The sequence below is a fragment of the Streptomyces sp. IBSBF 2435 genome, from assembly GCF_036815005.1.
Lineage (GTDB): Bacteria > Actinomycetota > Actinomycetes > Streptomycetales > Streptomycetaceae > Actinacidiphila.
This window is the reverse complement of sequence record NZ_JAJSYW010000063.1, coordinates 23587-33962: the sequence shown is the minus strand read 5'-3', so window position 1 is coordinate 33962 and position 10376 is coordinate 23587. Positions and strand designations below refer to the sequence as shown.

The following is a 10376-nucleotide window of genomic DNA, read 5'->3' as shown; positions in this document are numbered from 1 at the left end:
ACCCGGCACGACCAGAAGGGCCGACCATGACCATGACCCAACCGGCCGCGGTGCCCCCGGCCACCCCCGCGCCGACACGGCACGCCCCCGACCAGTCGGCCATGCGGCTGCGCGAGCTGGTGTTCGGCGCCGCCTGCGCCGCCGCGATCCGCGCCGCGGCCCGGCTCGGCGTCGCCGACGCGCTCGGCGACGAGCCGGCCACCGCGGAGGAGCTGGCCGCGGCGGTGCGGACCGAGTCCCGGCCGCTGAACCGGCTGCTGCGCGCGCTGACCAGCTACGGCGTCTTCGCCGAGCAGGCCGACGGCCGCTTCGTGCACACCGGCATGTCCCGGATGCTGCGCGAGGACGACCCCGGCTCGCTGCGCAACATCGCCCTGTGGTGCACGGAACCATGGACCTGGGAGGCCTGGCCGCGCCTGGACGACGCTGTGCGCACCGGCCAGGACGTCTTCGGCGAGCTGTACGGCAAGCGCTTCTTCGACTACCTGCACGACGACGCCCCCGAATCGGCCGCGGTCTTCGACAAGGCGATGACGCGCTCCAGCATGCAGTCCGCCCAGGACGTGGTCGACAGCCTCGACCTGACCGGGGTCGTCACCGTCGCCGACATCGGCGGCGGCCAGGGCCACGTGCTGGCCGGCCTGCTGGAGAAGCACCCGGCGCTGCACGGCACCCTGCTCGACCTGCCCAAGGTCATCGCGAACGCCGACCCCCGGCTGCGCGAGGGCGGTGCGCTGGCCGACCGCGCCACCCTGCTGCCGGGCGACTGCCGCCGGGCGGTCCCGGTCGACGCGGACCTCTACATCATCAAGAACATCCTCGAATGGGACGACGACAGCACCCGCAGGACGCTGCGCAACGTCGTCACCGCCGCGCGCACCGGCGCCAGGGTGCTGGTGGTCGAGAACCTGGTGGACGACAGCGTGTCCATGCGGTTCACCACCGCCATGGACCTGCTGCTGCTGCTCAACGTCGGCGGGCAGAAGCACACCAGGGAGAGCCTGGTCACCCGGATGACCGAGGCCGGCCTCGCGGTCGGCGAGGTGCGCCCGGTCAACCCGTATCTGCACGCCTTCGACAGCACGGTCCGCGGCGTCTGACCCCCGCACCCGCGGCACACACGGCAACGGCGGCCGGCCCGGTCATCCGGGCCGGCCGCCGCTGCCGTGCGGAGCGTCCGTCACGCCGTCCGTCACGCCGTCAGGCGCCCCGGAAGGACGTCAGATGGGCGAAGACCACGACGTTGTCGGTGTAGTCGCGCTTGGAGCGGTCGTAACTGCCGCCGCAGGTGATGATCCGCAGCTGCGGGTCGGGCGTGGCACCGTAGACCTGCTGATCGGGGAAGTCGTCCTTGGAGAACATCTCCACCGAGTCGACGGTGAAGGTCGCCACCGTGCCGTCCGCCCGGGTGATGTCCGCGGTCGCGCCCGGCTTGAGCAGCCGCAGCAGCAGGAAGACGGCGGGTCCCGTCTTGGTGTCGACGTGGCCGGCCACGATCGCCGGGCCGCGCTCGCCGGGCGTCGGACCCTCGGCGTACCAGCCGACGAGGTTGGTGTCCCCCGCGGGCGGCGCGTTGAGCTTGCCCGTGGCGTCCAGGTGCAACGGGGTGAAGGGCGCGTCCACCGCGAGGGTCTTGATGGTCAGCCGGGTGGGGTCGGCGGGCGGCAGGCCCGGCACGGTGGTGACCGTCGGCAGCGGCGCCGGGGCGCCGGCGGCCGGGAGGGTCGGGGCCGCGGCGCTGGGCGGGGCCGCCGCGGAAGGCGGCGGACCGGGCAGGGCCGTGCCCGAGGAGTCGACCGAGTTGTAGATCATCAGGGCGCCGAGGGCCGCGGACGCGACCGCCCAGCGCAGCACGCGGGAGCGCGGGCCGGGCGCGGCGTCCGGCGCGTCCGGGGGAGGCGGCGGGTAATGCTGGGACATGGGGCGATGCCTTTCCTCGGCTCGCGGACAGTGCGGGGCGGCGCGAGGGCCGAATTGGGGGGGGGGGGGGGGGGGGGGGGGGGGGGGGGGGGGGGGGGGGGGGGGGGGGGGGGGGGGGGGGGGGGGGGGGGGGGGGGGNCCCCCCCCCCCCCCCCCCCCCCCCCCCCCCCCCCCCCCCCCCCCCCCCCACGGCAGGAGACAGCGGGGAGGACGACTCAGCCGGCTCTCAGCCGTTCACCGAGCGGGTCGGTGTCAGAGCGCGAGGCCGCCGGCCGGCGTACGGCGGCGGCGCAGCGCGACCGCACCGGCGCCGAGGCCGCCGAGCAGCAGGACAGAGCCGGCAGCCATGCCGCCGCCGGACAGCGCCATGCCGCCACCGCCGGTGTGCACGCCGCCGTGCGGCTCCTTGCCGTGCCACGAACCCTCGCCGCCCTGCTGGGCGGTGGCGTCGTCCGGGGCGGAGCTGTCGTGGGAGGCGGGACCGTTCTCGTTGCCGCCGGCGGGCGAGCGGTCGGAGGAGTGCGACGAGCCCTGGTTGCCCGGGTCGTACGCGTTGACGGCACCCGTCGCGTGGGCGGCCGGGGCGGCGATGGCGAGGAGCGCGGAGAGAGCGGCTCCGGCGAAGAGGGTGCGGGCAGTGCGCATGGTGAGGGTTTCCTTCCGTCGCGCATGCGTCGGCTGACAGGCCGCCGGCCGAGGTTGCGCAGTAGCGACGTTTTCACCGTCGGTCACACACGGGCGGCGCGCCACCGGAGAGGGCCGCAAGGGTTGCCCCTTGCGCCCTCCGGGTGGCGTGCACCGCCGCACGGGGGAGGCGGAGCCGGTCAACTGCGGGCACGGTCCCAGCGGTAGAACTCCCTCGCCATGGCGTCCTGCGGGGACCGCCAGGTGGCCGGGTCGTAGGCACTGATGTGCGGCGACAGCCGCTCGCTGATGCTCTTGAACTCCGGGTGCCCGGTGTGGTCGGCCACCCTCGGCTCCGGCGGGTTGTCGGCCTCGACCAGATGGAAGTAGAGGTCGCCGAACTGGAACAGGCTGCGGCTGCTCACCCCGATCAGCCGCGGCAGTTCGCCGCGGTCGGAGTCGGTGAAGACCTCGGCGATGTCGTCCGCCGAGCCGGGCGCCATTCGGGCGACGATCAGAGCGCGGTGCATGGGCACGTCCTTTCCTGCTCTCTACGGGGCGGGCCCGGGCGGGCGGGGCCGTCCGCCCGGGCGCGGCGTCAGTTGGGGACGGCGACCTGTTCGCGGGCGCGCTGCTCGACCTTGTCCTTGATCAGTTCCAGCTGGACGGCGGAGTTCGCGTTGATCCGGGCGGTCATCCCGGCGTCGTCCACCGGGGCCTCCGGCTTCATCGCGAAGTCCTGCACCCAGCGCATCCGGGTGCCGCCGGGGACCTCCTGGTAGCTCCAGAAGATCTCCATGAAGTCGAACGGGCCGGTCTCCACCCGGCGGGCGGTGACCGTACGGGTCTCGGGGACCGGCTCCCGCTCGGACACCCAGCTCCACACGGTGCCGTTCTCGTCCGGGTGCATCGTCAGCCGGAAGGTGGTCTTGCGGCCCTGGCGCTCCAGGATCTCCACCGACGCGTACTCGCTGAACAGCTGCGGCCAGTGCTCCAGGTCGTTCGTCATGTCCCAGACGAGGTCGAGCGGGGCGTTGACGGTGATCTCGTTCTCGGTGTGCGCGGCCATGGCTCAAGCCCTCGCCCTCAGTACGTCGTTGACGACGTCGAGCAGCTCCCGGGGGGTCCGGCAGGCGTCGGCGTCGGCGGGGATGGTGGCACCGTGCTCGTTCTCCAGCGCGCCGACGATGCCGAGCAGGCCCAGCGAGTCGAGGCCGAAGTCGGCGAACGGCGTGTCGGACTGGAGCTCCAGGTCCGCGGGGCCGACGATGACGCCGGCCCTGCGCTCCATCAGCGAGGCCAGTTCCGCGTAGGTGAGTTGGGTGTGCATAAACGGCTCCTTACGAGCGGGGGAGTGGGGCGGAGGCGGGACGTGCGGTCGGGGGGTCAGGGACGGGCGTCGGCGCCGTGCCGCAGCACCAGTGCCGAGTTCGAGCCGAGCAGCCCGCGGCTGAGGACCAGGGCGGTGCGCAGATCGGCCGGCCTGGCGTGGCCGGTGACCAGGTCGAGGCCGTGGCTGACGTCCGTGACGTTCGGGGTGGGCGGCACGGCGCCGTGTTCCATGGCCAGCACCGCGCAGGCCGTGTCCAGTGCCGAGGCGCCGCAATAGGCGCGCCCGGTACCGGTCTTGGGGGCGGTGACCGGCACCCGGGCCGCGTGCCGGCCGAGCGCGTCGGCGAGCGCCAGCGCCTCGGCGTGGTCCGCCGCGGGCACACCGAGCGCGTCGGCGAAGACCACGTCGATCTCCTCGGGCGCGACACCGGCCTCGTCCAGCGCGCCGCGGATCGCGCGCGCCAGGCCTTCCCTGGAGGCCGCCCAGTCCGCCGAGCCGGTGAAGGTCGCGGCATGCCCGGCGATCACCGCCCGGGCGGTGACCCCGCGCTCGCGGGCCGCCGTCTCCTCCTCGGCCACGAACATCGCGCCGCCCTCCGCAGGCACGAAACCGCAGGCCTCGTCGGTGAACGGCAGATACGCGCGCTGCGGGTCGCGGACCGTGCTCAGCTCGGGATAGCCCAGCTGGCACACGATCGAGTACGGCGCGAGCGGCGCCTCCGTGGCGCCCACCACCATGGCGTCGGTGCCGCCGCGGACGCTGCGGGCCGCGTGCGCGAAGGCGTCGAGCCCGCCGGCCTCGTCGCCCGCGACCACCCCGCAGGGGCCCTTGAAGCCGCCGCGGATGGATATCTGGCCGGTGCTGGCCGCGTAGAACCAGGCGATGGACTGGTAGGGGCCGACGAACCGCGGCCCGCGGCCCCACAGCTGCTGCAGCTCGCGCTGGCCGAACTCGCCGCCGCCGGAACCGGCCGCGGTCACCACGCCGATGCCGAACTCGCCCGCGCCCGCGGCGTCCAGGGCCGCGTCGCTCAGGGCCATGTCGGCGGCGGCCATCGCGAAGTGGCTGAACCGGTCGGTCTGCACGAGGAAGCGCTCCTCGACCACCGCCGCCGGGTCGAAGCCGTGCACCTCGCCCGCGACGGCCAGCGGCAGGCCGCCGCAGCCGTCCCGGGTGACCGGGCCGAGCGCGCTCGCGCCCTCCTTGGCCGCCTTCCAGTACGCGTCCGCGCCGATCCCGGTGGGCGCGATCACCCCCATCCCGGTGATCACCGTACGGCGCCGCGCCTGCGGCCTGTTCGCCTTCGCGGTCATCGGCTCGCCTCCTCCCGGTTGAGGACCACGGCGGACTGGAAGCCGCCGAAGCCGCTGCCGACGGACAGCACGGTCCGCAGCGGCAGCTCGCGCGCGGTCCTCGGCACGTAGTCGAGGTCGCACTCGGGGTCGGGTGTCTCGTAGTTGGCGGTGGGCGGCACCACGCCGTGCTCCATCGCCAGTGCGCAGGCGGCCAGTTCGATGGCGCCGATCGCACCGAGGGAGTGCCCGACCATGGACTTGATCGAACTCATCGGGGTCCTGCGGGCGTGCTCGCCCAGCGACCGCTTGACGGCCGCGGTCTCGTGCCGGTCGTTCTGCTTGGTGCCGGAACCGTGCGCGTTGACGTAGTCCACCGCGGTGCGGTCGATCCTGCCGTGCGCCAGCGCGCGGTCGATGGCCCGCGACATCTCCAGGCCCTCGCGGGTCAGCCCGGTCATGTGGTGGGCGTTGCCGAACGAGGCGTAGCCCTTGATCTCGCAGTAGACCCGGGCGCCGCGGGCCCTGGCGTGCTCCAGCTCCTCCAGGATCAGCACCGCGCCGCCCTCGCCGAGGACGAAGCCGTCCCGGTCGGCGTCGAAGGGGCGGGAGGCGTGCTCAGGGTCGTCGTTGTTCGGCGAGGTCGCCTTGATCGCGTCGAAGCAGGCCACCGTGATCGGCGAGATCGGCGAGTCCGACGCCCCGGCTATGCAGATGTCCGCGCGGCCCTCCTCGATGCCCTGGAAGGCGTAGCCGACCGCGTCGAGCCCGGAGGTGCAGCCGGTGGAGACCGTCTGGACCGGGCCGTGCGCGCCGACCTGCTCGGCGACCTCCGCGGACAGCGCGCTGGGCGTGAACGCCCGGTGCAGATGCGGCGCGGCCGGCCGGTGGTCGACGTCCCAGCGGTCGCCGCCTGCGCTGACCAGCGCGTAGTCCTGCTCCAGCCGGGTGGTGCCGCCGACCGCGGTACCCAGCGAGACCCCGATCCGCCAGGGGTCCTCGGCCCGCGGGTCCAGCCCCGCGTCGTGCAGCGCCTCGTCGGCCGCCGCCATCGCGAACTGCACGTAGCGGTCGGCACGGGCCAGCTGCCCGCGGTCCAGGCCGCAGGCGGCCGGGTCGAAGTCGCACTCGGCGGCTATTCGGGACCGGAAGGCGGAGGCGTCGAACCGGGTGATGCCCCGGGTCGCCGTCCGCCCGGAGGTGAGCAGGTCCCAGAACGCGGGCACGCCCACTCCGCCGGGGGCGACGACGCCGATCCCGGTCACCGCCACCCGCCTGGTCATGAGACCGCTCCCGCCGCTTCCGGCGGCCGTCCCGCGCTCGGCCGGACACCCGCCGCGGCCAGCGGGTTGCCCGCCGCGTCCTCGGTGTCGACATGGCCGAGTTCCGGGCGCGGCGCGAGCGGTCCGAGGTGGAAGACCATCCGCGCCTCGGTGTCGCCCACGTTGCGGAAGCGGTGCCGTACGTCCTTGGGGATCAGCAGCCCGTGGTCGGCGCTCAGCGCGTACGGCGTGCCGTCGAGGTCGACTTCGAGTTCGCCGTTGACGACGAAGACGAACTCCTCCGAATAGGGGTGGTAGTGCTCGGCGATGCGGTCGCCGCGCTGCACGATCGCCACGCCCATGAAACCGCTGGTCGACCCGCTGAGGGTCGGGGTGAGCATCGCGCGCAGATCACCGCCGCGGCGCCGGTTGGGCTCGATCTCATCGACGTGCACGATCCGAGGGGGCTGAGCGGTCATGACGGGTGCCTCCAGGTGAAGTCACACGGCCGCGGGGGACCTGCGGCCGGCCCGCGCGTGCGGACGAGCGGAACGGTGGTCACGAGTCCTGTGCGTGGCGGTCGGTGACCAGGGTCATCGCCAGGTGCGCGAGCAGTTCCCCGCGGCCCCGGTCGTCGCCGAGGTCCAGGACGGCGCCGGGCAGGTCGAGCAGCCGGCCCAGCTCCGCGGCCAGGTCGCGGTCGGCGGTGCCGGTGGTCAGCGCCAGGTCCTCGTCATCGGCGGCGGCCAGGTCGATCACCCGTACGACGATGTCGTCGCGCTGGAAGATCGTGCTGCGCACCAGCGGGCCGGTCGGGTCGGCCGCGGCCAGCTCGTCGGACCTGGCCAGCACACGGGCCGCCGCGGTGCCGCTGCCGCCGCGTACCGGATAGTTCAGCGCGTACCGCCGTACCGGGCCCGGGCGGTCGACGCCCGCCACCGCCTCGTGCACCGCAGGCAGCCCGGCCCTGGTGAAGAACCCCCTGGCCGCCTGCGGGTCGTTCAGGTCGCGCTTCTCCTCCAGGTACGGGTTGATGGCCTCCTCGACCGCCCGCACCTCGGGCTGCTGCGCCACATGGCGCAGCGCCGCGGGCAGGTTGCCGCTGACCTCGACCGCGCGGACCACCCGGTTGCCGTGCATGAACAGCGACGTCCTGCACAGCCGGGTGGCCGAGTCGACCCGGGCCGACGGCGATGCGTAGTCGGCGAGCAGCCGGGCGACGCGGTCCTCGCTGCCCGGCTTCACCGTGAAGGTGATCGCGTGCCGGATCCGCCCGTCGCCCGCCCGCTCGGGCCGCGGCGAACGCCGCCCGGCGTGCCCGGCCACCGACGTCTCGCGCAGGATGTCGTACCGCAGCGAGCGCGTGTCGTTGACGCACGAGTGCATCGGCTTGACCATCTCGCGGTGCTCCGGGCTGTCCACCCAGGACAGGAACGGGTCCGGGCCCTCCCACTCGCTGGTGATCAGCCACTGCGAGGGGTCCTCGATGGACTGGCACAGCTGGTCGCTGACATGCCCGGGCACCGAGGCGACCTGGTTGCGCAGCAGTTCGTACGCGTCGAGGAAGCGCTCCTGCGCGCCCTTCCGGACGTCCAGCAGCAGCACCACACGAAGCCGCGCGGCCTCGGTGTCCTGTGCGCCTGCCGCCGTGCCCGCGATACCCGGCTGTTCGGACAGGGTCGTCATCTTCCACTTCTCCTTCGACTGCTGATCTGCGATCTGCGATCTGCGATCGGTCCGTGCGCTGCTCGCGGCCGTGGAACGCGGAGGACGCCCGATCCGCACCCGTGTGCGTCTCCCACGGCCCTGGCTCCGATCGTGCTGCGAACACGTGAACGTCGCGAGATCTGCGGTCCATGCGGGCGAATGCGCCGCCAGGACACGGCCTCGCGGCGCCGACCGGGCAAGGAGAGAGCGGGACCGGACGACGGTGTGCCGGGCCCGTGGGCCGTGCCGCACCCGACGGCAGGCCCCAGCCGCACCGGCGGCCGACCGCCGCCGTGCCCCGCGTGCCCGTACAGGCTGGAGCAACAGATGCAACCGACGTCCGACGAACGCGTACCGGTCCTCATCACCGGCGGGTCCCTGGTGGGGCTGTCGACCTCCCTCTTCCTCGGCCGGCTCGGCGTGGAGCACCTGCTGGTGGAGAAGCACGCCGCCACCTCGCACCACCCGCGCGGCCGCGGCAACAACGTGCGCACGATGGAGCTGTTCAGGACCGCAGGCGTCGAGCCGGCGATCCGCCGGGCCGCGTCCGTACTGGCCCGCAACCACGGCATCCTGCAGGCCGAATCACTGACCGGTGACAACCAGCAGTGGCTGTTCCGGGAGATCGACCCCGGCGGCGGCCTGGCCAGGTTCAGCCCGTCGGGCTGGTGCCTGTGCAGCCAGAACGACCTGGAGCCGGTGCTGCTCGATGAGGCCCGCGCGCTCGGCGGCGACATCTGCTTCGGCGCCGAGCTGCGCTCCTTCGAGCAGGACGCGGACGGGGTGACCGCGCGGGTCCTGCACCGCGGGACCGGCGAGACCCGCACCGTACGGGCCGACTACCTGGTGGCGGCCGACGGGCCGCGCAGCCCGGTGCGCACCGCGCTGGGCATCGGTCAGACCGGCGCGGGCGAGCTGTTCCACAACGTCAGCGTCACCTTCCGCGCCAAGCGGCTCGCCGAGGTCGTCGGCGACCGCCACTTCATCGCCTGCTACCTGACCAACCCGGACGCCGACGGGGCGCTGCTGCCGGTCGACAACGAGGCCGAATGGGTCTTCCACCTGCCCTGGCACCCCGAACGCGGCGAACCCCTCGAAGCGTTCACCGACGAGCGGTGCGCCGCGCACATCCGCACCGCCGTCGGCGTGGCGGGCCTGGAGGTCGAGATCACCGGGAAGGCCCCCTGGCACGCTGCCGAGCGGGTGGCGGAACGCTACTCGGACGGCCGGGTGCTGCTGGCCGGCGACGCCGCCCACGAGATGTCGCCGACCGGGGCCTTCGGCTCCAACACCGGCATCCAGGACGGGCACAACCTGGCCTGGAAGCTCGCCGCGGTGCTCGGCGGCTGGGCGGGACCCGGCCTGCTGGAGACCTACGGCGCCGAGCGGCGGCCGGTCGCCGTCGCCACCGGCGCCCGCGCCTCCGAGCGGTCGGCGGAACACAGCCACCCCGGCTACGACGCCGCCCCGACCGGCGGCAACCGCCAGAGCGGCGTGCTCACCGTCGCCCTCGGCTACCGCTACCCGGCCGGCGCGGTCGTCGGCGTCGACCCCCACCGCCCGGTCGTCCCCGAGGGGCCGCCCCCGCTCCCCGCGGGCCCGGGCGGCACCGGCGGCCCTGTCGTCCCCGGCACCCCGGGCGAACAGCCCCCTGGCGGCCCAGCGGTCCCGCACGAGGCCGCCCGCCCGGCGCCGGGAGGCAGCGCGTCCGAAACGCAGGCGCCCGGCTCGGGCAGGCCGGGCGCGGCTGACGCCAAGGCACCCGGCGGCGGCAGGCCCGCCGGGGCCGGTGGCGCCGGGCCGCGGTTGTGGCTGGGGGAGCCCGGCACCCGGGCGCCGCACCTGTGGGTGACCCGTGGTGGCGAACGGCTCTCCACGCTCGACCTGTACGAGCGGGTGCCGGTACTGCTCACCGGGGCCGAGGGCGCCGGGGGCCGGGCCTGGCACACCGCCGCCGCCCGCGCCGCGGAAAAGCTCGGGGTGCCGCTCGACCGCTACCGGGTCGGCGCGGGTCCCGACGCCGACCTGGTGACCGAGCCCGGCGCGGACTGGGCCGCGGCCCACGGCACCGGCGAGGACGGCGCGCTGCTCGTACGCCCCGACGGCTTCGTGGCCTGGCGCTCCACCGGCGGCAGCGCCGACCCCGAGGCGGAACTGACCGGCGTCCTGCGCCAGGTGCTCAGCCTGGCCTGACGCGCGGCGGCGCGGAAAGCGGCGGGGGCCGCCGGTGGTTTCACC

Annotated in this window: 11 protein-coding genes; 2 read left to right on the top strand and 9 right to left on the bottom strand. The window is 74.6% G+C overall.

From position 1 onward, the window contains the following. Positions 1-32 precede the first annotated feature (32 nt). Positions 33-1100, top strand: coding sequence for a methyltransferase (locus V7E46_RS14915; RefSeq protein ID WP_443054167.1), 1068 nt, complete (start codon positions 33-35; stop codon positions 1098-1100). A 100-nt stretch (positions 1101-1200) separates the two neighbouring features. Here the strand turns inward: V7E46_RS14915 and V7E46_RS14910 are convergent, their stop codons facing one another. The 9 genes from V7E46_RS14910 to V7E46_RS14870 all read right to left on the bottom strand — a co-directional run bounded on the left by V7E46_RS14910 (position 1201) and on the right by V7E46_RS14870 (position 8117). Continuing rightward, on the bottom strand, positions 1201-1920 hold the full coding sequence (locus tag V7E46_RS14910) for a class F sortase (protein WP_443054165.1): 720 nt from the start codon (positions 1918-1920) through the stop codon (positions 1201-1203). Between the two features lie 252 nt (positions 1921-2172). Further along, a complete protein-coding gene (locus V7E46_RS14905; RefSeq protein ID WP_333768859.1) occupies positions 2173-2565 on the bottom strand; it encodes a hypothetical protein in 393 nt (130 codons plus the stop codon). Positions 2566-2744: 179 nt separating this feature from the next. Next, the gene (locus tag V7E46_RS14900; protein WP_333768858.1) at positions 2745-3074 is read right to left on the bottom strand and encodes a TcmI family type II polyketide cyclase; all 330 of its coding nucleotides are present in this window, start codon (positions 3072-3074) and stop codon (positions 2745-2747) included. Positions 3075-3142: 68 nt separating this feature from the next. After that, a complete protein-coding gene (locus V7E46_RS14895; RefSeq protein WP_329181500.1) occupies positions 3143-3613 on the bottom strand; it encodes an SRPBCC family protein in 471 nt (156 codons plus the stop codon). A 3-nt stretch (positions 3614-3616) separates the two neighbouring features. Further along, the gene (locus V7E46_RS14890) at positions 3617-3874 is read right to left on the bottom strand and encodes an acyl carrier protein (protein WP_333768857.1); all 258 of its coding nucleotides are present in this window, start codon (positions 3872-3874) and stop codon (positions 3617-3619) included. Between the two features lie 56 nt (positions 3875-3930). Continuing rightward, positions 3931-5190 (bottom strand): beta-ketoacyl synthase N-terminal-like domain-containing protein, encoded by a 1260-nt coding sequence (locus V7E46_RS14885; protein ID WP_333768856.1) that lies wholly within the window; start codon positions 5188-5190, stop codon positions 3931-3933. Then, positions 5187-6452: a beta-ketoacyl-[acyl-carrier-protein] synthase family protein gene (locus V7E46_RS14880; RefSeq protein WP_333768855.1), complete on the bottom strand. Its 1266-nt coding sequence runs from the start codon at positions 6450-6452 to the stop codon at positions 5187-5189. Before V7E46_RS14880 ends, V7E46_RS14885 begins: the two co-directional genes overlap by 4 nt. Continuing rightward, complete coding sequence (locus V7E46_RS14875) at positions 6449-6910, bottom strand: cupin domain-containing protein (protein ID WP_329181505.1); 462 nt, start codon at positions 6908-6910, stop codon at positions 6449-6451. The genes V7E46_RS14880 and V7E46_RS14875 overlap by 4 nt, the downstream gene beginning before the upstream one ends. A 79-nt stretch (positions 6911-6989) precedes the next feature. Further along, a complete protein-coding gene (locus tag V7E46_RS14870; protein WP_333768854.1) occupies positions 6990-8117 on the bottom strand; it encodes a SchA/CurD-like domain-containing protein in 1128 nt (375 codons plus the stop codon). A gap of 348 nt (positions 8118-8465) precedes the next feature. Between V7E46_RS14870 and V7E46_RS14865 the strand changes: the two genes are divergently transcribed. Then, positions 8466-10331, top strand: coding sequence for an FAD-dependent oxidoreductase (locus tag V7E46_RS14865; RefSeq protein ID WP_333768853.1), 1866 nt, complete (start codon positions 8466-8468; stop codon positions 10329-10331). Positions 10332-10376: the final 45 nt, after the last annotated feature.

Bases quoted from the DNA above. Each gene is read 5' to 3' on its own strand.
- V7E46_RS14915 (WP_443054167.1), top strand. From the start codon at position 33: ATGACCCAACCGGCCGCGGTGCCCCCGGCCACCCCCGCGCCGACACGG.
- V7E46_RS14910 (WP_443054165.1), bottom strand. From the start codon at position 1,920: ATGTCCCAGCATTACCCGCCGCCTCCCCCGGACGCGCCGGACGCCGCG.
- V7E46_RS14905 (WP_333768859.1), bottom strand. From the start codon at position 2,565: ATGCGCACTGCCCGCACCCTCTTCGCCGGAGCCGCTCTCTCCGCGCTC.
- V7E46_RS14900 (WP_333768858.1), bottom strand. From the start codon at position 3,074: ATGCACCGCGCTCTGATCGTCGCCCGAATGGCGCCCGGCTCGGCGGAC.
- V7E46_RS14895 (WP_329181500.1), bottom strand. From the start codon at position 3,613: ATGGCCGCGCACACCGAGAACGAGATCACCGTCAACGCCCCGCTCGAC.
- V7E46_RS14890 (WP_333768857.1), bottom strand. From the start codon at position 3,874: ATGCACACCCAACTCACCTACGCGGAACTGGCCTCGCTGATGGAGCGC.
- V7E46_RS14885 (WP_333768856.1), bottom strand. From the start codon at position 5,190: ATGACCGCGAAGGCGAACAGGCCGCAGGCGCGGCGCCGTACGGTGATC.
- V7E46_RS14880 (WP_333768855.1), bottom strand. From the start codon at position 6,452: ATGACCAGGCGGGTGGCGGTGACCGGGATCGGCGTCGTCGCCCCCGGC.
- V7E46_RS14875 (WP_329181505.1), bottom strand. From the start codon at position 6,910: ATGACCGCTCAGCCCCCTCGGATCGTGCACGTCGATGAGATCGAGCCC.
- V7E46_RS14870 (WP_333768854.1), bottom strand. From the start codon at position 8,117: ATGACGACCCTGTCCGAACAGCCGGGTATCGCGGGCACGGCGGCAGGC.
- V7E46_RS14865 (WP_333768853.1), top strand. From the start codon at position 8,466: ATGCAACCGACGTCCGACGAACGCGTACCGGTCCTCATCACCGGCGGG.